We start from the raw sequence: 22,164 nt of genomic DNA, 5'->3' as shown, positions 1-22,164 counted from the left end.
ATTATATAAGCCCTTATATATGATTCGCCCCGCCGGTCTCGGAACCCGCCTGCGCCTGCTGATCGCCGCGCTCGACGACGCGGTCGAGCGCGCTTACCGGGATGCGGGACTGGAATTTCGCCCACGCTTCTTCCCCTATTTCCAGCTCCTGATGCGCCGCGAATCGGCGTCGGTCGGCGAATGCGCCACCGAGCTGGGCTTCACCCAGCCGGCCGCGACGCAAACGCTGCAATTGATGGCACGCTCGGGATGGGTCGAGGTCGTGCCGGGCGAGGACCGGCGCGAACACCGATACGCGTTGACGACGGCGGCGCGCGACAGGATGCCCGCGTTGCAGTCCATCTGGGATGCCATCGCCCGCGCCGCCGACGCGCTCGACTCCACCTTGCCGGCGCCGCTCGCGACCACCATCGACGCTGCGCTCGCCAGTCTCGATCGCGAATCCTTTCATGCCTTGATTGCCAAGGAGCTGAACCCGTGAAACGCCTGCTCGCGACGCTCTTCCTCTTGATCCTGTCGGTTCCCGCCAGCGCTCAGCCGATCACCGCCGCCGACCGGGCCGCGACGCTCGACGCCGTCGCCACCCTGCTCGAAACGCGCTACGTCGATCCCCGCAAAGGCACCGAACTGGCCGACGCGCTGCGCAAGGCGGAATCCAGGTGGCAGGCAATAACCGACGGTCCCGCCCTCGCCGACACTCTCACCGCCTGGCTGCGGCAGGAATCGGGCGATGGCCATCTCGCACTCGATTACAGCGCCCGGATCATCCCCGCCGAAGGCGGCGACGAAGCCTTCACGGCCGAGGAGGTCGAACGCTTCTACGGCGCGCATCTGAACCATGGCGTCGAAAAGATAGAGAGGCTCGACGGCAACATCATGCTCATCGACCTCCGCGTCTTTCCGCCACCCGCGCTTGCGGGGGACGTGATCAGCGCGATGATGACTGTCGCGGCGCAGGGCGATGCGCTGATCATCGACCTGCGGAACAATGGCGGCGGGATGGAAACGCTCGACCTGATTCTCGGCCATCTGTTGCCCCCGGGCTCACCACTCAGCGGTGTCTATGATCGCCCGACCGATACGCTGGCGCCGCGCGCGTCGCCCATGTGGGTTCCGGGGCGGCGCTTCGGCGACACCAAGCCGCTCTATGTGCTGATCGGCCCGCGCACCTTCTCGGCGGCCGAAGCGCTCGCCTATGACCTGCAGGCGCTGAAGCGCGCGACGATCGTCGGCGCGGTGAGCGGCGGCGGCGCCAACCCGTTCGAATATCGCCGCGTCCATCCGCATTTCGCCCTGAGCTTGCCCGAAAAGCGCTCGGTCAATCCGATCACCGGTACCAATTGGCAAGGGGTGGGAGTGACTCCCGACGTCGCCGTGCCTCCCGAGCAGGCGCTGGATAAGGCGATCGCGCTCGCCCGCGCCGCGATCGCCGCTCAGCCCGGCAAATAGTCCCGCGAAACCAGTTCGGCTTCCAGCCCTGCCGCATCCTCGAACCGATGCGCCGCAATCCCGGCCGCCTCGGCGCCCGCGACATTGGCGGCATTGTCGTCGATGAACAGCGCGCCCGCGGGATCGATGCCGAAGCGCTCGATCGCGAGGGCATAGATCGCGGGGTCGGGCTTCATCAGCTTCTCGGTGCCCGAGACGATGATATCCTGGAAGCGGTCGAAGACCGGCTGGGTCGGGCGGAAGCCTTCCCAGAATTCATGGCCGAAGTTGGTGATCGCGAACAGCGGCACGCCCGCGGCGTCGAGGCGCTCGACCAGTTCGAGGCTGCCCGGCACCGGGCCGGGGATGGTCTCGTTGAAGCGCGCGGCATAGGCGTCGATCAGCGGCGCGTGATCGGGAAATTCGGCCTTGAGCTCGGGGAGCATGTCGGCGAGCGGCCGGCCGGCGTCGTGCTGGAAATGCCATTGCGGCGTGACGACATGGGTCACGAACCATTCGAGCCGATCCTTGTCGGCGATCAGCTTGGCGAACAGATAGCGCAAATCCCAGTCGAAGAGGACGCGGCCGACGTCGAAGATCACGGCTTGCCGAATCATGCACCCTCCAGACACGCGAAAGCGCCGCCGGAAGCATCCGACGGCGTCACGCTGACCTGCACTGCACGCACGGGGCGGGAACGCCCCGGCAGGGCCATCAGCCCTGGCGCGCCTTGAAGCGGCGGTTGGTCTTGTTGATCACATAGGTCCGGCCCCGGCGGCGGATCACGCGATTGTCCCGGTGGCGGTCCTTCAGCGACTTCAGGCTGTTGCGAATCTTCATTGTTCTTGTCCGTAAATTTTCAGCGTTGCACGCGAAGCGGCGCACCTATGGGGAAGCGGGCGAAAAGTCAACCGGGTGGAAGGGTAAATCGTCGCCCCTGCGAAGGCAGGGGCCGCTGGAGAGATCGCGCAAGGCCGATGGCAGCCCCTGCCTTCGCAGGGGCGACGGTCAAGCTGCCAAACGCCGCCCTTCGAGCGCGCGTTCCCAAGCGAGCGCGTGCGCGACGATCGTGTCGCGATCAGCATAGCGCGGCGTCCAGCCGAATGCGGCGCGAATCGCAGCATTGTCGGCGACCAGCGCGTCGGGGTCGCCCGCGCGCCGCGCGCCCATATGCCGATCGATCCTGCGATTCGTCGCACGGTCGACCGCGTCGAGCACCTCGAGCACCGAAAAGCCGCGGCCATAGCCGCAGTTGAGGCGGTGGCTGGTGTCGGGATCGGCGATCAGCGCCTCGAGCGCGAGCAGATGCGCGGCGGCGAGGTCGCTGACGTGGATATAGTCGCGCACGCCGGTGCCGTCCGCGGTCGCGAAGTCGGTGCCGAAGACGTCGACATGGCCGCGCTTGCCCAGCGCCGCCTCGACCGCGACCTTGATCAGATGCGTCGCGCCGGCGGTCGACTGACCGCTGCGCGCCTGCGGATCGGCCCCCGCGACGTTGAAATAGCGCAGCGCGCAATAGTTGAAATCATGCGCCGCCGCGACGTCGGCGAGCATCGCCTCGGTCATCAGCTTCGACATGCCATAGGGATTGATCGGCCGCTGCGGCGCGTCCTCGCGCACCGGAACCACCTCGGGAATTCCATAGGTGGCGGCGGTCGAGGAGAAGATGAAGTGGCGCACCCCGCTGTGCACCGCGCTGTCGATCAGCGTCCGGCTGCGCGCGCTGTTGTTGTCGTAATATTTGAGCGGATTGGCGACCGATTCGGGCACCACCACCGACCCCGCGAAATGGAGGATCGCGCCGATGTCGTGCTTGGCGACGACGCGGCTGACGAGCGCCGCGTCGGCGATGTCGCCTTCGTAGAAGGCCGCCGCGGCGGGCACCGCCCAGCGGAAGCCGGTGACGAGATTGTCGAGCACCGCGACGCGCCACCCCGCATCGAGCAGCGCGAGCACCGCATGGCTGCCGATATAGCCTGCGCCCCCGGTGACGAGCACGGTGAAGGGACGGACGGACTGCGGGTTGGTCGGGCGGGAGGCAGAGGTCACGGGCTTTCGGCTCCTTTGGCCGAAAAGCTAGCCCGAGAGTGGTTAGAGATTGGTTAGCGGGGGAGGGGCTTTACCCCGCCAGCGCCTTTTGTCGGCGGCGCTGGACCGACGAGCCATAGCCCATCGCCTCGCGATATTTGACCACGGTGCGCCGCGCGATGTCGTGGCCCTCGGCGGCGAGTTTCTGGGCGATCGTTTCGTCGGAAAGGATCGCCTTGGCGTCCTCGGCGTCGATCAGCGCCCGGATGCGGCTCTTCACCGCCTCGGCCGACACCGCGCCGTCGCCGTCGGTCGCGGAAATCCCACTCGAGAAGAAATATTTGAGCTCGAACAATCCGCGCGCGCAGCTGAGATATTTGTTGCTGGTGACGCGGCTGACGGTCGATTCGTGCATCCCGATCGCCTCGGCGACCTGGCGCAGCGTCAGCGGCCGCATATGCGCGACGCCGTAGAGAAAGAAACCTTCCTGCTGCTTGACGATCTCGCTCGCGACCTTGACGATCGTGCGCTGGCGCTGGTCGAGCGCGCGGACGAGCCAGTTGGCGCCCGCGAGCTGTTCGGACAGCCACGCCTTGCTCTTCGCCGCCGCGCCCTTGGCGAGTTCGGCATAGTAGCGGCGGTTGACGAGCAGGCGGGGCAGGGTGCCGCTGTTGACCTCGACCGCCCAGCCCTTCGCGGTCTGGCGAATGTAGAGGTCGGGAACGACCGCCTGCGCCCGGTCGCCGCCGAATTTGAGGCCGGGCTTCGGGTCATATCCGCGCAGCTCGCGGATCATGTCGGCGAGATCCTCGTCGTCGACCCCGCAGATGCGCTTCAATTGCGGGAAGGCGCCCTTGGCGACGAGATCGAGATGCGCGATCATCGTCGCCATCGCGGGGTCGTAGCGATCGGCCTCGCGCGCCTGGATCGCGATGCATTCGGCAAGGTCGCGCGCGCCGACGCCCGACGGATCGAAGCTCTGGACGCCCGCCAGCACCGCCTCGACCAGCGCGAGCGGGACGCCGAGCCGCTGCGCCAGATCGGCAAGGTCGGCGCGCAGATAGCCCGCCTCGTCGATCAGCGCGACGATCTGTTCGGCGAGCATCGCCTCGAGCCCCGAGAAACGCTCGCCCACCTGCGCGAGCAGATGGTCGTAGAGCGTGCCCTCGGCCTCGGCGAAGCTGTCGAAATCGATGTCCTCGCCCGTCCCCGACAGGCCGACGCTGTCGCTCGCGCTGTCGTGATGGAAGCGTTCCTCGGCGAAGTCGACGTCGAGATCGTCGGCGGTCCCCGCATCGGAGGCGAGCGCCTGGTCGGTGTCGGGCGCCTCGGCCGCGGACGCGGGCGGCTCCTCGCCGGGCTCGTCGGCGCCGCCGCTCTCGTCGGCCGAGGCGGTGTCGAGCAGCGGATTGCCTTCGAGCGCTTCGGCCAGATAGGCTTCGAGTTCGAGGTTCGACAGCGCGAGCAGCTTGATCGCCTGCTGCAACTGCGGCGTCATCACCAGCGATTGCGACTGGCGTAAATCGAGGCGGGGACCGAGTGCCATCGCGCCTCAAGCGGTCAAAGCGAAAAGCCCTCGCCGAGGTAGAGCCGGCGCACCTCGGGATCGGCGACGAGCTCGGCGGGCGACCCGGCGAGCAGCACCTTGCCGTCGTAGATGATGCAGGCGCGGTCGACGAGGTCCAATGTCTCGCGGACATTATGGTCGGTGATCAGCACCCCGATGCCGCGCGTCTTGAGGTCCGCAACGAGATCGCGGATGTCGCTGATCGAGATCGGGTCGATCCCCGCGAAGGGTTCGTCGAGCAGCATGATCGACGGGTTGGCGGCGAGCGCTCGGGCGATTTCGGCGCGGCGCCGTTCGCCCCCCGACAGCGCCATCGCGGCGGCGCTGCGCAGCCGGGTGAGGCCGAATTCCTCGAGCAGCTCGTCGAGGCGGCGCTCGCGCGCGACCTTGTCGGGCTCGGCGAGTTCGAGCACCGCGGAGATATTCTGCTCGACCGTCATGCCGCGAAAGATCGAGGTTTCCTGCGGCAGATAACCGAGGCCGAGGATCGCGCGTCGGTACATGGGAAGCGCCGTGATATCGGCACCGTCGAGCATGATGCGCCCGGCGTCGGGCTTCACCAGCCCCATGATCGAATAGAAGCAGGTCGTTTTGCCCGCGCCGTTGGGGCCGAGCAGCCCGACGACCTCGCCCTTGCCGACCGACAGCGACACGTCGGAAAGGACGGTACGCTTGTCGTAGCTTTTGGCGATCGACACCACCGCGAGCCCATTGCCCGCTGCGGCGTCCTGCTGGACATGCGCGGTGTGCTCGGCAACGCCGTGATCGCCTTCGGAAAGCGTCGCCACAGTGGATTCGTCGGTCATGCTCAGCTTGGATCCGTTCTAGCCCCGTTGGGGCGTTACCCCAGGCGCGGCGCGCAGGTCAATCTGGCAAGATTTTTGCAGGAGCTCCCCTCCCTGAAAGGGAGGGGCTGGGGGTGGGTCGCCGCAGGCGTTCTTCCTTGGCCGCACACCCACCCCCGACCCCTCCCTTTCAGGGAGGGGAGAATCAATGCCCCACCGACTCTCCGCGGGCGACGCCCGACCGGGCGAGTTGATCGTCGATCGCGGCGACGAGGCGGGCGAGGGCGGCCTCGTCTTTCGCCTCGGCACGGGCGACGAGCACGTCCTGGGTGTTCGAGGCGCGGAGCAGCCACCAGCCGTCCTCGGTGCGGACGCGCGCGCCGTCGGTGCGGTCGACCGTCGCCCCCGACGCGGCGAGACGATCCAGAACCTCGTCCACAATGGCAAACTTGCGCGCCTCGTCGACCTGGAAACGCAGCTCGGGCGTGTTGACCATCGGCGCCATATCGCCGCGCAAGGTCGTGACGCTCTTGCCGAGCTTAGTCGCGGCCTCGATCAGCCGCACCGCGGCATAAGGCGCGTCGTCATAGCCGTAATAGCGGTCGGCGAAGAAGATATGCCCGCTCATCTCGCCCGCGAGCGGACTGCCGGTTTCCTTCATCTTCGCCTTGATCAGGCTATGCCCGGTCTTCCACATCAGCGGTTTGCCGCCGAGTTCGGCGACGCGGTCGAACAGCGCCTGGCTCGCCTTCACATCGGCGATGACCGTCGCGCCGGGCATCTCCTTCAGCACCGCCGCGGCGTATATCTGGAGGAGCTGGTCGCCCCAGATCACCCGGCCCTCGCCGTCGATCGCGCCGATGCGGTCGCCGTCTCCATCGAAAGCGACGCCGAAATCGAGGCTCTTCTCGGCGACGAGCTTCCGAAGGTCGGCCAGATTCGCCTCGACCGTCGGATCGGGATGGTGGTTCGGAAAATGGCCGTCGATTTGGGTGAAGAGAAGATGATGCTCGCCCGGCAGGCGCGCCGCGAGCTTTTCGATGACGGTGCCCGCGGCGCCGTTGCCCGCGTCCCAACCGATACGGAAGGCGCCGCCGGCGAAACCCTCGACCAGCCGGTCGACATAGGCGTCGACGATGTCGATGCTTTGCGCCGTGCCGTCGCCGCTTTCCCAGTCGCCCGCGGCGGCGAGTTCGCCGATCCGCTGAATGTCGGCGCCGAAGAAGGGACGCCCCTCAAACACCATCTTGAAGCCGTTATAGTCGGGGGGATTGTGGCTGCCGGTTACCTGTATGCCGCCGTCCACCTCTTCGGTTGACGCCGCATAATAGAGCATCGGCGTCGGCCCCAGCCCGACGCGCAGCGCATCGACGCCCGCGGCGTTGAGCCCCTCGACCACCGCCGCCTCGAGCATCGGCGACGACAGGCGCCCGTCGTAACCGACCGCGACCCGCTTGCCCCCCGCACGGGCGATCAGCGTGCCGAAGCTGCGCCCGATCGCGCGCGCATCCGCCGCCGACAGCGTGTCGCCAACGACGCCGCGAATGTCATATTCGCGCAGCAGGGTCGGATGGAAAACATGGGTCATGGCGGGCGCTCCTGCGAAATCGACGGGTCAGGCGGCGGCGAACAAATCCCCGTCCGGGTGCAACCGCTCGCGCGCTGGAAGGTTCAATCCCCCCATCGCTTCGCGCAGTTCCTGCCGCGCGACGACATGGCCGATGCCCATGCCGCCGAGATGCGCCTTGTCGAGCAAGGTCAGCCCGGCCGGGAAGAGTTCGCGATAGATGACGCGCTCGCCGAGCCCCGGGATGACGCGGAAACCGACGCGGCGCGACAGCTGGTTCAGCGCCTCGCCGACGCGGCGCATATTGTGCGCGTCGACATGCTGGAGACGGTTCCTGAGGATGATCCAGTCGATCGTCCGCCCGTCGCTCTTCGCCCGCGCCTTGCGCGTGTCCCAGATCAGCTCGGAATAGAAGCTGGGGCGGGTGACCTGGAAGGTCTCGGGGTCGACCTGACCGATCAGGTCGAAGTCGATGAAGCTGTCGTTGATCGGGGTGACCAGCGTATCGGCGCTGGTCGCGAGGTGGCGCGCGAAGATATCGTCGCGCCCCGGCGTGTCGGCAACGAAATAGTCGGCCCCCTCGGCGAGCCGCGCGACCTGGGCGTCGAGTTCCTCGATCGTCGATCCCTCGAACACCTCGAACAGGGGCGTCGGAAGCTCGATGCCGCGGCGCTTCGCGGTATTCTCGCGATTTTCGAGATAGCGGTGGAAGGTGCGCTGGCGCGGGTCGAGGTCGATCCCCGCGACGCGCCAGCCGAGACTGGTCAGCGCGACCGCGAAATGCACGGCGCAGGTCGATTTGCCCGTCCCGCCCTTTTCATTGGCAAAGATGATGCGGTGCGGTGCGGGCGTCGTCATGACCGTTGCGATTTTCCTGTTGGCGCGGCATGGCAACCGCATCGGTGGCGTATAGGCGCCGCCAATATCGGAGGGCGGGCAAGGGTGCAAATCATCCGTGATATCGCCACGCTTCACCGTGCCGTTTCGGCACTGAAGCAGGGCGGAAAAAGCGTCGCGCTGGTCCCGACGATGGGCGCGCTGCACGATGGGCATCTGTCGCTGGTGCGGATGGCGCGCCGCGTCGCCGACCATGTCGTCGTGTCGATCTTCGTCAATCCGACGCAATTCGGCCCGAACGAGGATTTCGCCGCCTATCCACGCGACGAGGCGCGCGACGCCGCGCTGCTGGTCGAGGAAAAGGCGGCGCTGCTCTGGGCGCCAGACGTATCGGTCATGTATCCCGAGGGCCATAGCACGCATATCGAGGTCGCCGAACTCGGCGCCGATTATTGCGGCGCGGCGCGGCCCGGCCATTTCGACGGCGTCGCGACGGTCGTCGCCAAGCTGCTCAACCAGGTCCGCCCCGACATCGCCCTCTTCGGCGAAAAGGACTGGCAGCAGCTCGCGATCATCCGCCGCATGGCGCGCGATCTCGATTTCGGGCTCGACATATTGGGCGCGCCGATCGCGCGCGACGCCGACGGCCTCGCGCTGTCGTCGCGCAATGCCTATCTGACGAAAGAGCAGCGCGCCGCGGCAGCGGCCTTCCCCAAGGCGCTGAAGGCGGCGGCGGCGGCGATCGCGAGCGGCGCCGATGTTGCGGAGGCGCTCGCCGAGGCCAAGGCGGCGATCGTTGCCGGGGGCTTCGACAGCGTCGATTATGTCGCGCTCGCCGACGCGAACAGTCTCGAACGATTGACGGTGCTCAGGCAGCCCGCGCGCCTGCTCGCCGCGGCGCGGATGGGAAAAACGCGGCTGATCGACAATCTGGCGGTGGGGTAAGACAACCCCGTCATTGCGAGCTGCGAAGCCGCGCGGCAATCCGGAATGCGCGCAAACCGCCCCTGGATTGCTTCGCGTAGTTCATCCTGAGCGCCTGCAAGGCAGTCGAAGGGCTCGCAATGACGCGGCAGGAAATGGCCGATTTCCGACAGCTCCCTGCGATATCCCCAAAAAATTCACCCCATCGTTAACGCTTTGTTGACCATGAACCGCAAGGTTGGGGGCGAAGCTTCCTGTGGGGGGAAGCAAAGGGGGTTATCATGGCGAACAGTCTGAAGTCTGCCCAATATCTGATCGAAAGCCGGCTGCTCGACGCGGCGCGCGGCGACGCCAATGCCTATTTCGATCTCGGCATAGCCTTTTCGACCGGCACCGGCGGTGTCGATGTCGACCTGATCCAGGCGCATAAATGGTTCAACCTCGCCGCGCTCGGCGGCAGCGTCGAGGGGCAGCAATGCCGCGCCGACCTGTCGGACGAAATGAGCCGCGACGAGATCGCCGAGGCGCAGCGCCAGGCGCGCGCCTGGCTCGACGAGACCGCCCGGCGGCCCGCGGCGCGGCGCTTCGCGGCCTAATCCTTCCGCCGAAAGGGCATATGCCCTTCCAGCCATTCGAGCTCCTGCTCCTCGGCCGCGCGCTCGCGCTCCAGAAAGTCGGACACCGCGCGGCGGAAGCCCGGATCGGCGATGAAATGCGCCGACCAGGTCGCGACCGGGCCATAGCCGCGCGCGAGCTTGTGCCCACCCTGCGCGCCCGCCTCGACGCGCGATAGGCCGCGCGCGATCGCGATATCGATCGCGCGATAATAGCAAAGCTCGAAATGCAGATAGGGGATGTCGGAAAGGCAGCCCCAATAGCGACCGTAAAGCGTGTCGGCGCCGAGGAAGTGCATCGCCCCCGCAATCGGCTCCTCGCCCGCATAGGCGAAAACCAGGATGATGCGATCCGCCATTCGCGCGCCCATCAGGTCGAATGCCGCGCGCGTCAGATAGGGATGCCCCCATTTGCGCGCGCCCGTATCCTGATAGAAGGCCCACATCGCATCCCAATGCGCGGGCTCGATCGCGCCGCCGGTCACCTCCTCGATCCGCAGGCCCTGCACCGCCCGCGCGCGTTCCTTGCGAAGCTGCTTGCGCTTGGCTGAGGTCAATGTGGCGAGGAAATCGTCGAAGCTCGCATAACCCCGGTTGGCGAAATGGAACTGGACGTCGCGGCGCACCAGCCAGCCCGCCGCCTCGAACAGCGGCATCTGCTCGGGCGCGACGAAGGTCGCGTGCGCCGAGGACAGCTCGTTCTGCCGCACCACGGCTTCGGCGGCGCGGATCAGCAGCCGCGCGTCGTCCTCATTCTGCGCGAGCAGCCGCGGGCCCGGCACGGGCGTGAAAGGCGCCGCGATCTGCAGCTTCGGATAATAAGCACCGCCCGCACGTTCCCACGCATCGGCCCAGGCGTGGTCGAAGACATATTCGCCCTGGCTGTGCGACTTGAGATAGGCGGGCGCGGCGGCGACCAGCGTTCCGGCCGCATCCTCGATCAGCAGCGGTGCCGCCTGCCAGCCGGTGCCCGGCCCGACGCTGCCCGACTCCTCGAGGAGCGAGAGGAAATCATGGCCGACGAAAGGGTTGAAGCCGCCCGCCAGCGCGTCCCACGCCGCCGCCTCGACCGCGGCGACTCCGGTGCCGAGCGAGATGGTACGGGCGGGCGGGTCGGCTTCGGCCATCGGATCCTAGGCGGGCTTCACCGCGACGATCGCGTCGGCCTCGACCGCGGCGCCGAGCGGCAGCACCGCGACGCCGACGGCCGCGCGCGCATGGCGGCCCGCTTCGCCGAACAAGGCTTCGAACAGCTCCGACGCGCCGTTGGCGACCTTCGCCTGGTCGGTGAAATTCGGGGCGCTGTTCACGAACACGCCCAGCTTCACGATGCGCTCGACCCGCGACCAGTCGCCGCCCAGCGCCTGCCCGACCTGGGCGACCAGCATCAAGGCGCAGCGGCGCGCGGCATCGTAGCCGCTCGCGACGTCGGTATCGTCGCCGAGCCGGCCGGTCACGACCTGTCCGTCGCGAAACGGCAATTGTCCGCTGATGTGGAGCAGTCCGCCATGCTCGACGACGGGCACATAGGCGGCGACCGGCGCGGCGGGCCTGGGAAGTTCGAGGCCGAGGTCGGCGAGTTTGGCGGCAATGTCCATGGAATATCCTTTATACCAGTTCGGGGCCCGGGGCCGGAATGTTTTCGGCGAGCCGCGCGAGGATCCAGTCCTGCGCCGCGGCCCAATTATCGATCCGCGCGTGCGCGTGGGGGGAGGGAGTGATCTTGTCGGCGATCGCGGGCTCGCCGACCATGTGCAGGCGCCACACCTCGGGCGCTTCGGCCGCGACCGACGCATGATGACCGGCGAGGTCGTCGATGAAGACGGCGACGCTTGGCTGCCGCTCGTCGAGCAGGCGACGCACCGGTTCGCCCTTGCCGCCGCGGCTGCCGATCACCGGCGCGCCGAACCCGAGCGCGGCCAGCTGCGCGCCGCGCGCGACCTGATGGTCGGGGCCGACGTTGGTGAGAACGACGATATCGGCCTCGGCACCGATCGCCGCCATCGCCGCCATCGCGCCGGGGATGGGCGTTTGGCGCGCCATTTCGGTGCGGAAGAAACCGTCGAGCAGCGGCCAGACCTCGGCCGCTTCCAGAGGCGTGCCGCACTCCTTGCGCTTCAACGCGCCGGCGAAGCTCGCATCCTCCATGCGGAACAGCACGCCATGCGCCTCGTCGACCCATTTCGCGAAGGGCACGACCATGTGCATCAGCACCTCGTCGCAATCGGTGATGACGAGCGGGCGGGTCATGCGTCTTGTCCTTCCAGTCCTTCGAGGCGGCGCGCCGCGGCCGCAAGTGTCTCGGGCTCCCTATCGAGTGCCGCCGCGCAGGCGACAAGGTCGGGCTCGTGCGCGGCCAGAAACGACAGGACCGCGCCCAGCGTCGCCCGCTGCCCGAGCGAGGCGCGCAGGCCCTCCGGCGTCAGGCCGGTCATGCCGAGCAGCCGTTCGGCGCGCGGCTCGTCGGCCAATATCCAGCCGAGCGCGTGGAGCGCCAGCGCTTCATCGCCGTCATTCACGTCCGAAAATCCCCTTGGTCGCGAGGCAATTGTGTCATGCGGCCGATTCGCCTAAACGGGCCGCGGACGCAAGCGGGGAAAGCCAAAATCATGGGCAAGACCATATTGGTGGTCGAGGACAATGAACTCAACCTCCGCCTGTTCTGCGACCTTCTGAATGCCCATGGCTATAGCGCGCACCCGGTACGCGACGGCCGCGACGCGCTGGCGAAGGCGCGCGAAGTGTCGCCCGACCTCATCATCATGGACATCCAGCTGCCGCACGTCAGCGGGCTCGAGCTGATCGGCCAGATGAAGGCCGATCCCGCGCTGAAACCCGTGCCGATCATGGCGGTCACCGCCTATGCGGGGAAGGGCGACGAGGAACAGATCCGCGCTGCGGGGGCCGAGGCCTATGTCTCGAAGCCGATTTCGGTGATCAAGTTCATCGAGAGCGTGGGGGTGTTCGCCTGAGGGGCGAAGATGATGGCGTAGGTCCGGAAGCGACCGGTTGCGGCCATACCTTCTCCCCTCCCTTCTAGGGAGGGGCTGGGGGTGGGTAGCCGCCGAAGGCGGCGTTCTTTTGCGGGCTCGCTCCGCTCGCGCACCCACCCCTAACCCCTCCCTGAAAGGGAGGGGAATGGCTCAAACCACCCCAAAACGGACGCAGCGCCGATAAGAACACCCACCCCTTCGCACCCGCCCGGACATGCTGTAAACTGCGCGCTTCCGAAGGAGAGCAGGCATGGCGGGCGGTCTTGCGATCGTGCTGAGCGGCGGCGGCGCCAAGGGCGCGTTTCAGGTCGGGGTCGTCCACGAACTCGTCGTCAACCGCGGCGTCCGCATCGATATCGTCGCCGGCGTTTCGACCGGCGCGATTCAGGCATTGGGGGTCGCGCAGGACGATGTGCCCGGCCTGCTCGACGCGTGGCTCGGCATCAAGGGCAATGGTTCGATCTACAAGGAGCGGCCGCTCGGCGTCGTCGGCGGCATCCTCGGCGAGGATGCGATCTACGACGCCGCGCCATTGAAGCGCCTGCTCAAGGGCTTCGCCGACGAGGACAAGCTCGCGGCGAGCGGGCGCAAGCTGCTGCTCGGCGTCGTCAACCTCGGCACCGGCACCTATCGCAGCATCGACGAGAGCGTGCCCGGCATCCACAATTGGGTCTATGCGAGCTGCGCGATGCCGCTGTTCTTCGATCCCCTGAAGACCCGCGCGCGCGACGGGACCGAGGAACAATGGGTCGACGGCGGGGTGCGCGACGTGACGCCGCTAAGCGCCGCGCTGGAGATGAACCCGCGCGGCGTGATCGCGGTGCGCGCTTCGCCCGCGCCGCAGCCGGGACGGGTCCGTACTTACGGCAATCTGATCAAGATCGGGCTGCGCGCGGTCGATATCCTGCAATCCGAGGTGTCGGCCAACGACCTCGCCGGCGCCGCGCTGATCAACGATCTGATCGCGGCGCGCGAAGCGCAGCTTCGCGCGCTCCAGTCCGAGGGCATCGGCGGCGCGCAGGCCGCGCGCATTCTCCGGCCGCTCGATGTCCAGATCGCCCGCTATCGCTTCGCGCCGATCCGGATCATCGAGCCCGAGGAAGAATATTCGGAAACGCTGGAATTCGACCCCGCGAAGATCCGCGCCGCGATCGACGCGGGCCGCCGCGCGGTCGAGCATGAATGGGATGCGCTCGAACCGCTGCTCAGTTGATCGTCGCGATCAAGCCGCGCAGGCGCCGCGGCGCGACTCGGCCCGACGCGGGGGAACCGCGGGCGGGTTCCACGGCGCGGCATAGTGGATGGCGACCGCTGCGGCCGAGCTTTCGGTGACGGTGGTCCAGACGCGGCTGAGCCAGTTGGCGGGGCGATGGGTCATTATCTGTCTCCTGCCGTCCGAGCCGCAGGATGGGAGAGGGACGGCCCGGACACCTCTCTTCTACGTCCGCACCGGCGGCTATTGGCGCCTAAATTCACTGTGTCTGCGACCAATTTTCGCATTACAGAGAATTTTATGCGAAAAATGATCGATCTGGACCGATTCGACCGCCGACTGCTGGAGTTGGTGCGCGAGGATAATCTTCAGCCCGCGCGGGTGCTGGCGGAGAAGGTCGGGCTGTCGGTATCGGCGGTGCTACGCCGGCTCAGGCGGCTGCGCGAAGAGAAGGTCATCGTCGCCGATATCGCGGTGGTGAACCCGGTGCTCACCGGTTCGGCGCTGACCATGCACGTCCTCGTCCAGATGCAACAGGCCGGGCCGCAGGCGATGGACGGCTTCGCGCGCGCGATCGTGCATCATCCCGAGGTGACCGGCGCGTGGGACGTCACCGGCGAGGATGATTTCCTGCTGCGGGTCCAGGTCGCCACGATGGAGGAATATGACGCCTTCACCCGCCGCGCGCTGGGCGAGGACAAGGGCATCCATTCGTTCACGACGCTGATCGCGATCAGCAACATCATCGAGAACGACGTCGCGCGGCGTCCGCTGCGCGACCGTTAGGGGCGATCAGGAACGGACCTACTCTCTACCCGTCGCGCCCATAAACATCGTCGCGGAACGCCACCCCGCCCTTTACTGCGACGGCGGTGAAATAGGTGAGGTAGACCGGCACTTCGGCGGGCAGGGGGACCGCCTGTTCGGGGGCGCCGCTCTTCGCACGCAGCGGGCGCTGGAACAGCCAGCGGCCGAGTTCGGACGCTTTCTCGAGGCGGATGCAGCCATTGCTGAAATGGCGGTCGTCCTTCTTGAGCAGCGCGCGGTCGGGGGTATCGTGGAGGTAGATGCCTTCCTTGTTGGGGAAGAGGAATTTGACCTTGCCCATCGAATTATGGCTGCCCGGCAGCTCGCGCAGGCGCAGCAGCTGCTTCCCCGCCGCCACCGCCTGCCAGTCGATTTCCGCGGGGTCGAGCTTGCGCGGGTTCGGCCCCCAGTCGGACAGCGCCTCCATATGCAGCGATTTGAGGCTGCGCCCGGCGAGTATCTTGGGCGCGATGCTGCGTTCGGCGAGATAGTCGGGGACGTTCCAATAGGGGTTGAGGATCGCCCACTGGATATTGCCGGCAAGCATCGGCGTCTGCGTCTCGCGCGCGCCGACGACGACGCGCATCGACCCTTCGCGCTGGCCGTCGCCATAATAATAGAGCTGCCCCGACGAAGCATCGACGACGATATGGTGCGTCCAGGGGCCGGGAAGGACGCGCGCGCGGTCGAGGTTGAGCGCGAGCCGGTCGAGCGCCGCCTTCGACGCGCCCGATTCGCGCGCCTGGCCGACGAGGCGGCGGAGGCGGACATAATGTTCGCTCATCCACGCCATGCCCTTCATATAGGCCCCGAAATCCTTGGGAAAGGAGGCCGCGCGAAGCACTGCCTCGGCGTCGGGGCGCTTGGGCTTGAGCGATTTGTCGGCCCAGATCATGTCGACGTCGCGCGCGCGGCGCTGGTCGCGGACATAGGCGGCGAAGGCCTTCGACAGGTCGAGTTCGGCACGCGCCAGCGCCGCCGCGTCGCCGCCCCTCGCCGCCGCGAGCCGCGCGCGCAGCCGGTCGGGTTCGTAGGACGCGGGTTTGAGCCCGTCGAGCCGCGCCGAATCGAGCCAGCCGAGCAGGCTCTGGGCGGGCGCGCCGATCTTGCCCGCGCGAACCCACAGCGGACGATAGCCGCGCGCGGCATAGAAGCGCTTGAGGTCGCCGCCCGCTTCCTCGCGCAAGAGCAGCGCGACCGCGTCGTCGATGGGGACGGTGGTGCGCGATGCGGAGGATCGGTCGGCGGCGAAGGCCGGAGCGGGGAGGGCGAAGCCCGGTGCTGCTGCGGCGAGGATCAGGAATAGGGGGATGCAGCGGCGCCGCATCCCCGAAACATGGGGGCTCAGCCCCTCTCTCCGACCTGGGTCGGCGGCGGGGGCGGGGGCGGCGCCATCGGCGCGTTCGGATGATAGATGCCGTCGGCGGTGTAATAGCCGTCGATGATGCCGTCGCCGTCGCGATCGGCGGCGACGCTGCCGGGAACCGCGCCGGGGGGCGGGGGCGGAGCAGCGGCGACTTCTTCCTTGTTCGAGCAGGCTGCGAGCAGCAGCGCGGTCGCGCCTGCCAGCATGAGAGGTTGGAAACGCATCGATCACTCCCTTGGCTTATGACCCGTGCAAAAGACGGGCTAGGGCGAAACCCGCGGAAGCGGCCGCACGTTTCCGCTGGCGCGGTGGATAGCGGCGGGAGGTGGTTTTTCGGGGATGACCGGAGGAACGGAGGGACGGGGCAGGAAATTTCCTACGCCGCCACCGCCTCCTCGCTGCGGCTCGCCGCGGCTTCGAGCAGGCGCTTTTCGAGCCCCTTCACACGCGCCGCGCTGTCGATCTTGTCGCCGATCAGGTCGGTGACGTAGAAGGTGTCGACCGCGCGCTCGCCATAGGTGGCGACATGCGCCGAATGCACCGTCACCTTCGACTGGAACAGCGCATAGGCGAGCTGGTTGAGCAGCGCCGGGCGGTCCTGTGCATTGACCTCGATCACCGTGAAGCGGTTCGACGCCTTGTTGTCGACGAAGACATTGGGCGCGATGCGGAAGGCCTCGGCGCGGGTGCGGGGGAGGGCGCGCGCCTCGAGCTTGGGCAGCAGCTTCTGCCGGTTGGCGAGCGCATCCTCGATCGCGCGGGTCAGGCGGACGATCTGCTCGGCCTCGGCAAAGGGACGGCCGAGCGGATCCTGGACGAGGAAATTGTCGAGCGCAAGCCCGTCGCGCGTCGTATGGATGCGCGCGTCGATGATGTTGCCGCCCGCGAGGTGGATGCCGCCCGCGATGCGATAGAAGAGCCCCGGATGGTCGGCGGCGAGCACCATCACCAGCGTCGCGCCGCGATCGTCGTCGGGGACGGCGGCGATATGCAGCGGCGCGTCGCCCGCTTTCTGGATGTGGATCAGATTGGCGGCGATCACCTCGACCGGCTCGGCGATCCAGTAGCTTTCGGGCAGCCGCTTCGCGATCTTGGCGAAATCCTTGTCGCCGAGCTGGAGCAGCGCCTGCGCCTCCTCCTTTTTGCTCGCGATCCGCACCTCGCGCCCGCGCTGCTTGTGGCCGAGGCGCAGCACCTCCTCGGCGGCGTCGAACAGTTCGGTAAGCAATTGGCGCTTCCAGCTGTTCCACACGCCGGGGCCGACCGCGCGGATGTCGACCACGGTGAGGACGAGCAGCAGGCGCAAGCGCTCGGGGCTCTGCACGACCTGTGCGAAATCGAGGATCGTCTTGAAATCGGCGAGGTCGCGCTTGAACGCGGTCGCCGACATCAAAAGATGATGGCGCACCAGCCACGACACCGTCTCGGTCTCCGCCTCGGACAGGCCGAGGCGCGGGCAGACCCGCAGCGCGAGTTCGGCGCCGAGCACGCTATGGTCGCCGCCGCGCCCCTTGGCGATGTCGTGGAGCAGGACCGCGGCGTAGATGACGCGCCGCGACTGCAATTGCCCCATGATCGCGGTGGACAGCGGGTGGTCGTCCTTCAACCGGTCCTGCTCGATGTCGGAGAGCAGCCCGATCGCGCGGATCGTGTGCTCGTCGACCGTGTAATGATGGTACATGTCGAACTGCATCTGCGCGACGACACGTCCGAAATCGGGCACGAAGCGGCCGAACACCCCCGCCTCGTTCATCCAGCGCAGCACCGTTTCGGGGTCGCGCGGGGAGGTCAGAACGTCGAGGAACAGCTCGTTCGCGCGCGCGTCGCGGCGGACGCTGCGGGTTTCGATCAGCTTCGCGTCGTGGCGCGCCTGACGCATCGCCTGCGGATGGATTTCGAGGCCGTAACGGTCGGCGAGCGCGAAGATTTCGAGCAGGCGGACCGGGTCCTTCTGAAAGAAATCGTCCGCGGGCAGGGCGAGGCGGCCGCGGTCGAGGACGAAGCCGCCGAGCTTGCCCGGGCGTCGACGGATCGTCGGCAGGAAACGCCGTCCGCGCGCCGCGAGCTGGTCGTCGAGATGCGCGAGGAAGGTCCCGGTCACGTCGCCGACGCTTTTCGCGTGGAGGAAATAGAGCTGCATGAAGCGCTCGACCGCGCTCTTCCCCGGCCGCTCGGCGAACTGCATGCGGTGCGCGATCTCGCGCTGGAAGTCGAAGGTCAGCCGGTCCTCGGCGCGCCCGGCGAGGATATGGAGGTGGCAGCGCACGGCGAGGAGGAAATTCTCGGCGCGCGAGAATTGCCGTAGCTCGCGCGCGGTGAGCAGCCCCGCTTCGACGAGCTCGGGGACGGTGCGGACGCGGTGGATGAACTTGCCGATCCAGAACAGCGTGTGGAGGTCGCGAAGCCCGCCCTTGCCCTCCTTCACATTGGGTTCGACGACATAGCGCGAATCACCCATCCTTTTGTGCCGCTCGTCGCGCTCGGCGAGCTTTTCGGCCACAAACGCACGCGCGTTGCCCGCGACGACCTCGGCATCGAAGCGCGCCGCTGCCTGATCGTAGAGCTCGCGGTCGCCCCAGATGAAGCGCGCCTCGACCAGCGCGGTGCGGATGGTGAGGTCGTCCTTCGCGGCGCGAATCATCTCGTCGACCGAGCGCGACGAGTGGCCGACCTTCAGCCCGAGGTCCCACAAGGTATAGAGCTGCGCCTCGATCACCTGCTCGGTCCAGCTCGTCTGCTTGAACGGAGTCAGGAAGCCGATGTCGACGTCGCTGTGCGGCGCCATCTCGCCGCGGCCGTAGCCGCCGACCGCGATCACAGTGATCCGCTCGCCCGCCGTGCGATTGCTCGCGGGATAGAGATGATGGGTGGTGAAATCATGACTGAGGCGGACGATCTGGTCGATCAGAAAGGCGGTCGCATTGGCCGCGATCCGCCCCGAGGAGGGGTGGTCGAGCAGGCGGCGCTCGATCTCGGCGCGCCCCGCCTCGAGCGCCTCCTTGAGCAGCGCGACCATCGCGCGGCGGCGCTGGCCGGTGTCGCTCGTCTCCGCCGCGATCTCGTCGAGCTGCCCCGACAAAGCGCGCCGGTCGATGATCGCGCGGCGGTGGTCGAGATGGTCGAAGAGGTCGCTCATGGTTCGCCCGCCACGATCTGCTTGAGCCGGTAGAGCGCGTCGAGCGCCTCGCGCGGGGCGAGCGCGTCGGGCTCGATTCCCGCGAGCGCCTCGCGCAGCGCGTCCTTCGCCGCCTCGGGTGCCGCGGCGAGCGTCGCCGCAAAGAGCGGCAGGTCGTCGAGCCCCGCCGCCAGCCCGCCGGTCGCCTCGCGCCCCGCTTCGAGCTTCGCGAGCACCGCCTCGGCGCGCTTGACGACCCCGGCGGGCACTCCGGCGAGCCGCGCGACCGCGAGGCCATAGCTGCGGTCGGCGGGTCCCTCGGCGACCTCGTGGAGCAGCACAAGGTCGCCCTGCCATTCGCGCGCGCGGACATGGTGGAGCGAGAGCGCGCTCAGCGTTTCGGCGAGCCGGGTCAACTCGTGATAGTGCGTCGCGAACAGGCAGCGGCACTGGTTGACCTCGTGCACCGCCTCGACCACCGACCAGGCGAGCGCGAGCCCGTCGTAGGTCGAGGTGCCGCGCCCGACTTCGTCGAGGATCACGAAGCTTCGCGGCGTTGCCTGGGCGAGGATCGCCGCGGTCTCGACCATCTCGACCATGAAGGTCGAGCGCCCGCGCGCGAGATTGTCGCTCGCGCCGACGCGGCTGAACAGGCGGTCGACGAGCCCGAGCTTCGCCGCGGCGGCGGGGACGAACGCGCCCGCCTGCGCGAGCACGACGATCAGCGCGTTCTGGCGCAGGAAGGTCGACTTGCCGCCCATGTTCGGACCCGTCACGAGCCACAGCCGGTCGTCCTCCGACAGCGCGACGTCGTTGGGCACGAAGCGCTCACCGCTCTTCGCCAGCGCCGCCTCGACCACCGGATGCCGGCCGCCGGCAACGTCGAGGCACGGCTCGTCGGCGAGGTCGGGGCGGCACCAATTGTGGCTCATCGCATGGTCGGCGATCGCCGCCGCGACGTCGATGCGCGCGAGGACGTCGCACGATGCGGCAATCGCCTCGCGCCGCGCGACCGCCTGATCGGTCAGCGTTTCGAGATGCGCCGCCTCGGCGGCGAGCGCGTGGACCCCCGCCTGCGTCACCCGGCTCGCGGCTTCGTGGAGGTCGGACGAATTGAAGCGCACCACGCCGGCGAGCGTCTGGCGGTGGGTGAAGCCCGATTCGGGCGCCATCAGCGCGTCGGCATGGCGCGCGGGCACTTCGACATGATAGCCGAGCACGCCATTGTGACGGATCTTGAGCGAAGCGATGCCGGTGCGATCGCGATACTGCGCCTCGAGCGCCGCGATCGCCTTGCGCCCGTCGCGCGCGGTTTCGCGCAGCGCGTCGAGCGCGGCGTCATAGCTTTCGGCGATATAGCCGCCCTGCGCCGCGTCGACCGGCGGGGTTTCGACCAGCGCGCGTGTGAGTTCGTCGACGAGCGCGCCATGACCGTCGAGCCCCGGCAGCAGCCGCGCGAGCAGAGGCGGCAGGTCGGCGCGGCGCGCGAGCCGCTCGCGTAGCAGCCGTGCGCCACCGAGCGCGTCGCGAAGCTGCGCAAGGTCGCGCGGGCCCCCGCGTCCGGCGACGAGGCGCCCGAGCGCGCGACCCGCATCGGGGAGCGCGCGCAATTCGCTCCTGAGCTCGCCGCGCCACAGCGCATCGCGCGCGAGCGCGTCGACGAGATCGAGCCGGTCGAGGATCGCCGCCTTGTCGGTGAGCGGGCTCGCGAGGTCGTCGGCGAGCAGCCGCGCGCCGGCCGCGGTCACCGTGCGGTCGATCGTGGCGAGGAGACTGCCGTCGCGGGTTCCCGCCATCGTGCGGACGAGTTCGAGGCTTTCGCGCGTCGCGGCGTCGATCGCCATCCGCCCCGACGCCGACACGCGCAGCGGCGGCTGCAGGAAAACCGCGCCGCCGGTGCCGACATGGTCGAGATAGGCGGCGACCGCCCCCATCGCCGCGACCTCGCCGCGCGTGAAGGCGCCGAAGCCGTCGAGCGTCCGCACGCCGAACAGGGTTTCGAGCCTTTTCTGCCCGGCGCCGCTCGAAAAATCGCCCTGCGGGCGCCGCACCACCTGCCGCGCGGTCCAGGCGGGAAGGTCGTCCGCCGCCTCGCTGACCAGCAGTTCGGAGGGCGCGAGCCGCGCCAGCTCGGCATCGACCTGCTCGGGGCGCACCGCGACGACCTCGAAGCGGCCGGTCGAGATGTCGGCGGCGGCGATCGCAACCTCATTCTCGCTGCCCACCGTCGCGAGCGCCGCGAGCCGGTTAGCGCTCCGCCCTTCGAGCAAAGCCTCCTCGGTCAGCGTCCCCGCGGTGACGAAGCGCACGATGTCGCGCGCGACGAGCGCCTTCGACCCGCCGCGCGCCTTCGCCTCGGCCGGGGTCTCGACCTGTTCGGCGATCGCGACGCGGTGCCCCGCCTTGATCAGCCGCGCGAGATAGGATTCAGCCGCATGCACGGGCACCCCGCACATCGGCACCGGCTCGCCGCCATGCTCGCCGCGCGACGTCAGCGCGATGTCGAGCGTCGCCGCCGCCGCCTTGGCATCGTCGAAGAACAGCTCGAAGAAGTCGCCCATGCGATAGAAGAGCAGGCAATCGCCCGCGCGCTCCTTCAGCGACCAATATTGTGCCATCATCGGCGTCGCGGACGCAGGCGCGGCATTGCTGTTCGCGGGTTTGGGAGCGGTGGCGGGCATCCGCCCCTGCTTAGTGATTGAGGGCGGCATGGCAAGGTGGGGCGAGCGAATGTCGGGTTTGAGGTGGGGAGGGTGATTGGGTGACGGCCTCATCCCCTCCCGCAAGCGGGAGGGGCAGCGAGGCTTGCGAGCTCGCTCGCTAGCCGCAGCGGGGTGGGCATACCGCAACGTCGCCGCCCACCCCCGACCCCTCCCGCCTGCGGGAGGGGAGGACAGTGGCCACAGTCGGCCGTTTGCCG

At 68.2% G+C, this 22,164-nt stretch carries 23 protein-coding genes; 7 read left to right on the top strand and 16 right to left on the bottom strand.

Features of this window, described 5'->3' with window-relative positions:
- Positions 1–19: 19 nt before the first annotated feature.
- On the top strand, positions 20–481 hold the full coding sequence (locus tag CD928_RS23060) for a MarR family winged helix-turn-helix transcriptional regulator (RefSeq protein WP_141237163.1): 462 nt from the start codon (positions 20–22) through the stop codon (positions 479–481).
- Positions 478–1,449, top strand: coding sequence for a S41 family peptidase (locus tag CD928_RS14900; protein WP_141237162.1), 972 nt, complete (start codon positions 478–480; stop codon positions 1,447–1,449). Before CD928_RS23060 ends, CD928_RS14900 begins: the two co-directional genes overlap by 4 nt.
- Here the strand turns inward: CD928_RS14900 and CD928_RS14895 are convergent.
- The 7 genes from CD928_RS14895 to CD928_RS14865 all read right to left on the bottom strand — a co-directional run bounded on the left by CD928_RS14895 (position 1,434) and on the right by CD928_RS14865 (position 8,233).
- Positions 1,434–2,045, bottom strand: coding sequence for an HAD family hydrolase (locus CD928_RS14895; RefSeq protein ID WP_095387860.1), 612 nt, complete (start codon positions 2,043–2,045; stop codon positions 1,434–1,436). The genes CD928_RS14900 and CD928_RS14895 overlap by 16 nt on opposite strands.
- A gap of 97 nt (positions 2,046–2,142) precedes the next feature.
- On the bottom strand, positions 2,143–2,268 hold the full coding sequence (gene ykgO, locus CD928_RS14890; protein ID WP_003046794.1) for a type B 50S ribosomal protein L36: 126 nt from the start codon (positions 2,266–2,268) through the stop codon (positions 2,143–2,145).
- A gap of 168 nt (positions 2,269–2,436) precedes the next feature.
- Positions 2,437–3,477, bottom strand: coding sequence for a UDP-glucose 4-epimerase GalE (gene galE / locus CD928_RS14885; RefSeq protein ID WP_095387859.1), 1,041 nt, complete (start codon positions 3,475–3,477; stop codon positions 2,437–2,439).
- A 70-nt stretch (positions 3,478–3,547) separates the two neighbouring features.
- Positions 3,548–5,002, bottom strand: a complete 1,455-nt coding sequence (gene rpoN, locus CD928_RS14880; protein WP_095387858.1) for an RNA polymerase factor sigma-54 — start codon at positions 5,000–5,002, stop codon at positions 3,548–3,550.
- 14 nt (positions 5,003–5,016) lie between these two features.
- The gene (gene lptB / locus CD928_RS14875; protein ID WP_095387857.1) at positions 5,017–5,829 is read right to left on the bottom strand and encodes an LPS export ABC transporter ATP-binding protein; all 813 of its coding nucleotides are present in this window, start codon (positions 5,827–5,829) and stop codon (positions 5,017–5,019) included.
- A gap of 184 nt (positions 5,830–6,013) precedes the next feature.
- Positions 6,014–7,396: a phosphoglucomutase/phosphomannomutase PgmG gene (gene pgmG, locus CD928_RS14870; protein WP_095387856.1), complete on the bottom strand. Its 1,383-nt coding sequence runs from the start codon at positions 7,394–7,396 to the stop codon at positions 6,014–6,016.
- A 27-nt stretch (positions 7,397–7,423) separates the two neighbouring features.
- Positions 7,424–8,233, bottom strand: a complete 810-nt coding sequence (locus CD928_RS14865) for a division plane positioning ATPase MipZ (RefSeq protein ID WP_095387855.1) — start codon at positions 8,231–8,233, stop codon at positions 7,424–7,426.
- An 84-nt stretch (positions 8,234–8,317) separates the two neighbouring features.
- Here CD928_RS14865 and panC point away from each other — a divergent pair, with 84 nt between their 5' ends.
- Complete coding sequence (gene panC, locus CD928_RS14860; protein ID WP_095387854.1) at positions 8,318–9,157, top strand: pantoate--beta-alanine ligase; 840 nt, start codon at positions 8,318–8,320, stop codon at positions 9,155–9,157.
- 260 nt (positions 9,158–9,417) lie between these two features.
- Positions 9,418–9,732: a sel1 repeat family protein gene (locus CD928_RS14855; protein ID WP_095387853.1), complete on the top strand. Its 315-nt coding sequence runs from the start codon at positions 9,418–9,420 to the stop codon at positions 9,730–9,732.
- On the opposite strand, the gene CD928_RS14850 is transcribed toward CD928_RS14855, so the two are convergent.
- From CD928_RS14850 to CD928_RS14835, 4 genes are read right to left on the bottom strand one after another with little or no spacing between them, the layout of a single operon-like run.
- Entirely contained in the window at positions 9,729–10,877 is a 1,149-nt protein-coding gene (locus CD928_RS14850) for a GNAT family N-acetyltransferase (protein ID WP_095387852.1), read from the bottom strand. The genes CD928_RS14855 and CD928_RS14850 overlap by 4 nt on opposite strands.
- A gap of 6 nt (positions 10,878–10,883) precedes the next feature.
- The gene (locus CD928_RS14845) at positions 10,884–11,348 is read right to left on the bottom strand and encodes a RidA family protein (RefSeq protein ID WP_095387851.1); all 465 of its coding nucleotides are present in this window, start codon (positions 11,346–11,348) and stop codon (positions 10,884–10,886) included.
- Positions 11,349–11,358: 10 nt separating this feature from the next.
- Positions 11,359–12,000 (bottom strand): hypothetical protein, encoded by a 642-nt coding sequence (locus CD928_RS14840; protein WP_095387850.1) that lies wholly within the window; start codon positions 11,998–12,000, stop codon positions 11,359–11,361.
- Positions 11,997–12,269: a DUF3572 domain-containing protein gene (locus CD928_RS14835; protein ID WP_095387849.1), complete on the bottom strand. Its 273-nt coding sequence runs from the start codon at positions 12,267–12,269 to the stop codon at positions 11,997–11,999. The genes CD928_RS14840 and CD928_RS14835 overlap by 4 nt, the downstream gene beginning before the upstream one ends.
- A gap of 90 nt (positions 12,270–12,359) precedes the next feature.
- On the opposite strand from CD928_RS14835, the gene CD928_RS14830 reads away from it, so the two are divergent.
- Both CD928_RS14830 and CD928_RS14825 read left to right on the top strand, forming a co-directional pair.
- Positions 12,360–12,722 (top strand): response regulator, encoded by a 363-nt coding sequence (locus CD928_RS14830; RefSeq protein ID WP_095387848.1) that lies wholly within the window; start codon positions 12,360–12,362, stop codon positions 12,720–12,722.
- A 271-nt stretch (positions 12,723–12,993) separates the two neighbouring features.
- On the top strand, positions 12,994–13,956 hold the full coding sequence (locus tag CD928_RS14825; protein WP_095387847.1) for a patatin-like phospholipase family protein: 963 nt from the start codon (positions 12,994–12,996) through the stop codon (positions 13,954–13,956).
- A 9-nt stretch (positions 13,957–13,965) separates the two neighbouring features.
- Here the strand turns inward: CD928_RS14825 and CD928_RS23425 are convergent, their stop codons facing one another.
- Complete coding sequence (locus CD928_RS23425; protein WP_176473596.1) at positions 13,966–14,121, bottom strand: hypothetical protein; 156 nt, start codon at positions 14,119–14,121, stop codon at positions 13,966–13,968.
- Positions 14,122–14,256: 135 nt separating this feature from the next.
- Between CD928_RS23425 and CD928_RS14820 the strand changes: the two genes are divergently transcribed.
- The gene (locus CD928_RS14820) at positions 14,257–14,742 is read left to right on the top strand and encodes an Lrp/AsnC family transcriptional regulator (protein WP_095387846.1); all 486 of its coding nucleotides are present in this window, start codon (positions 14,257–14,259) and stop codon (positions 14,740–14,742) included.
- 25 nt (positions 14,743–14,767) lie between these two features.
- Here CD928_RS14820 and CD928_RS14815 read toward each other — a convergent pair whose 3' ends face one another.
- The 4 genes from CD928_RS14815 to mutS form a co-directional block, all read right to left on the bottom strand.
- Complete coding sequence (locus CD928_RS14815) at positions 14,768–16,090, bottom strand: L,D-transpeptidase family protein (RefSeq protein WP_176473595.1); 1,323 nt, start codon at positions 16,088–16,090, stop codon at positions 14,768–14,770.
- A gap of 17 nt (positions 16,091–16,107) precedes the next feature.
- Positions 16,108–16,353: a hypothetical protein gene (locus tag CD928_RS14810; protein WP_095387845.1), complete on the bottom strand. Its 246-nt coding sequence runs from the start codon at positions 16,351–16,353 to the stop codon at positions 16,108–16,110.
- A gap of 152 nt (positions 16,354–16,505) precedes the next feature.
- Positions 16,506–19,265, bottom strand: a complete 2,760-nt coding sequence (locus CD928_RS14805; protein WP_095387844.1) for a [protein-PII] uridylyltransferase — start codon at positions 19,263–19,265, stop codon at positions 16,506–16,508.
- A complete protein-coding gene (gene mutS / locus CD928_RS14800; RefSeq protein WP_095387843.1) occupies positions 19,262–21,925 on the bottom strand; it encodes a DNA mismatch repair protein MutS in 2,664 nt (887 codons plus the stop codon). Before mutS ends, CD928_RS14805 begins: the two co-directional genes overlap by 4 nt.
- Positions 21,926–22,164: the final 239 nt, after the last annotated feature.

Origin of the sequence: Sphingopyxis sp. GW247-27LB, from assembly GCF_002277025.1 — a bacterium.
GTDB lineage: Bacteria > Pseudomonadota > Alphaproteobacteria > Sphingomonadales > Sphingomonadaceae > Sphingopyxis.
Note: the sequence above shows the minus strand (reverse complement) of the source record. Positions and strands in the feature narration are given on the sequence as shown.

What these genes read in the sequence shown, in the direction of transcription:
- CD928_RS23060 (WP_141237163.1), top strand. Translation starts at nt 20, where the DNA reads ATGATTCGCCCCGCCGGTCTCGGAACCCGCCTGCGCCTGCTGATCGCC.
- CD928_RS14895 (WP_095387860.1), bottom strand. Translation starts at nt 2,045, where the DNA reads ATGATTCGGCAAGCCGTGATCTTCGACGTCGGCCGCGTCCTCTTCGAC.
- ykgO (WP_003046794.1), bottom strand. Translation starts at nt 2,268, where the DNA reads ATGAAGATTCGCAACAGCCTGAAGTCGCTGAAGGACCGCCACCGGGAC.
- rpoN (WP_095387858.1), bottom strand. Translation starts at nt 5,002, where the DNA reads ATGGCACTCGGTCCCCGCCTCGATTTACGCCAGTCGCAATCGCTGGTG.
- lptB (WP_095387857.1), bottom strand. Translation starts at nt 5,829, where the DNA reads ATGACCGACGAATCCACTGTGGCGACGCTTTCCGAAGGCGATCACGGC.
- pgmG (WP_095387856.1), bottom strand. Translation starts at nt 7,396, where the DNA reads ATGACCCATGTTTTCCATCCGACCCTGCTGCGCGAATATGACATTCGC.
- CD928_RS14865 (WP_095387855.1), bottom strand. Translation starts at nt 8,233, where the DNA reads ATGACGACGCCCGCACCGCACCGCATCATCTTTGCCAATGAAAAGGGC.
- CD928_RS14855 (WP_095387853.1), top strand. Translation starts at nt 9,418, where the DNA reads ATGGCGAACAGTCTGAAGTCTGCCCAATATCTGATCGAAAGCCGGCTG.
- CD928_RS14850 (WP_095387852.1), bottom strand. Translation starts at nt 10,877, where the DNA reads ATGGCCGAAGCCGACCCGCCCGCCCGTACCATCTCGCTCGGCACCGGA.
- CD928_RS14845 (WP_095387851.1), bottom strand. Translation starts at nt 11,348, where the DNA reads ATGGACATTGCCGCCAAACTCGCCGACCTCGGCCTCGAACTTCCCAGG.
- CD928_RS14840 (WP_095387850.1), bottom strand. Translation starts at nt 12,000, where the DNA reads ATGACCCGCCCGCTCGTCATCACCGATTGCGACGAGGTGCTGATGCAC.
- CD928_RS14830 (WP_095387848.1), top strand. Translation starts at nt 12,360, where the DNA reads ATGGGCAAGACCATATTGGTGGTCGAGGACAATGAACTCAACCTCCGC.
- CD928_RS14825 (WP_095387847.1), top strand. Translation starts at nt 12,994, where the DNA reads ATGGCGGGCGGTCTTGCGATCGTGCTGAGCGGCGGCGGCGCCAAGGGC.
- CD928_RS23425 (WP_176473596.1), bottom strand. Translation starts at nt 14,121, where the DNA reads ATGACCCATCGCCCCGCCAACTGGCTCAGCCGCGTCTGGACCACCGTC.
- CD928_RS14820 (WP_095387846.1), top strand. Translation starts at nt 14,257, where the DNA reads ATGCGAAAAATGATCGATCTGGACCGATTCGACCGCCGACTGCTGGAG.
- CD928_RS14815 (WP_176473595.1), bottom strand. Translation starts at nt 16,090, where the DNA reads ATGCGGCGCCGCTGCATCCCCCTATTCCTGATCCTCGCCGCAGCAGCA.
- CD928_RS14810 (WP_095387845.1), bottom strand. Translation starts at nt 16,353, where the DNA reads ATGCGTTTCCAACCTCTCATGCTGGCAGGCGCGACCGCGCTGCTGCTC.
- CD928_RS14805 (WP_095387844.1), bottom strand. Translation starts at nt 19,265, where the DNA reads ATGAGCGACCTCTTCGACCATCTCGACCACCGCCGCGCGATCATCGAC.
- mutS (WP_095387843.1), bottom strand. Translation starts at nt 21,925, where the DNA reads ATGCCCGCCACCGCTCCCAAACCCGCGAACAGCAATGCCGCGCCTGCG.